The 1,270-nt window shown below is 62.8% G+C and carries 1 protein-coding gene and 1 other annotated feature; the gene reads left to right on the top strand.

What is annotated here, in order from left to right; translation table 11 throughout:
* Window positions 1–53 precede the first annotated feature (53 nt).
* A protein-coding gene (locus NV2_RS30490) for an IS3 family transposase (protein ID WP_157103176.1) occupies window positions 54–1,270 on the top strand; the annotation gives its coding sequence in 2 pieces (ribosomal slippage) (window positions 54–348 and window positions 348–1,270; 1,218 coding nt annotated over the 2 pieces). This gene is flagged as partial in the annotation.
* Window positions 341–469: a sequence feature (AL1L pseudoknot), on the top strand. Its footprint overlaps the gene before it by 129 nt.

The raw sequence follows: 1,270 nt of genomic DNA, 5'->3' as shown, positions 1-1,270 counted from the left end.
GAACCGTCACGGATTTGGGGCCGCTTCCGTCTTTGAGGAAGATGGCTCCCATCATGTCGAAGCGTTACCCGCCCGAGGTTCGTGAGAAGGCCGTGCGCCTGGCTCTCGAACGGCTCGATGAGTACGGATCCGCCTACGCTGCCGCGCGCGTGATCGGCCCGATGGTCGACGTGCACCACGAGACGCTGCGGTTGTGGATCAAGAAGGCCCTCGAGCAGGCGCCGTCCGCAACCGTGCCGGCTTCGCCGGGCCTGTCGAGCGTCGAGCGCGACGAGCTCGCGAGGTTGCGCAAAGAGAACCGAGATCTCAAGCAGACCAACGAGATCCTCAAGCTCGCTTCGGCTTTTTTCGCGCGGGAACTCGACCCGCGACACCGCTGATCGTCGGATTCATCGACGAATACCGCCAGGTCTTCGGCGTCGAGTCGATCTGCCGCGCACTGTCGATGCACGGAGTCCAGATCGCGCCCAGGACCTATCGCAAGGCCCGCCGTCGGCCGGCCTCGGCGCGCGACGTCGTCGATGCGGCCGTCGAGAACACCTTGCGTGGGCTCGACGGTGCACCCGAACAGCTCTACGGGCGCCGGAAGATGACACGCTGGCTGCGCCGTCAGGGCCATGCCGTGGCGTTTTGCACCGTGGACCGGATCATGCGCGAACTCGGGCTCAACGGCGCCGTCAGAGGCCGGCGACATCGGACCACGATCCCCACCAAAGACGGGATACGCGCCGGTGACCGGCTCAACCGCGACTTCACCGCGACCGCGCCGAACCAGGTATGGGCGGCCGATTTCACCTACGTGGCGACCTGGACCGGGTGGGCGTATGTGGCGTTCGTGTTCGACGCCTACTCCCGCGCGATCGTCGGCTGGAACATCTCGGCGTCGAAAACGACACCGCTGGTGTCCAAAGCGGTCAACATGGCTGTGTGGCGGCGTGATCATTACGGGCATCCAGTCGAGCCCGGACTGATACATCACTCCGATGCGGGATCTCAATATGTTTCGGTCAACTTCACCGAATCACTTGCACTGCAAGGTATTTCTCCATCGATAGGATCAGTTGGTGATGCCTACGACAATGCACTCGCCGAATCGATAATCGGCTTGTTCAAGACCGAGGTAGTGCGCCGACACGGTCCGTTCAAGACCATATCCGATGTCGAGTACGCGCTGATGGAATGGTGCGACTGGTACAACAACGCCCGCCTGCATTCCCGGCTCGACTACCTCACCCCGGCCGAGTACGAGACCGCCTACTACGCTCAACTA

This window comes from Nocardia vermiculata NBRC 100427 (genome assembly GCF_001613265.1).
In the GTDB taxonomy this organism is placed as follows: domain Bacteria; phylum Actinomycetota; class Actinomycetes; order Mycobacteriales; family Mycobacteriaceae; genus Nocardia; species Nocardia vermiculata.
This window is presented reverse-complemented; position numbering and strand designations above follow the sequence as displayed.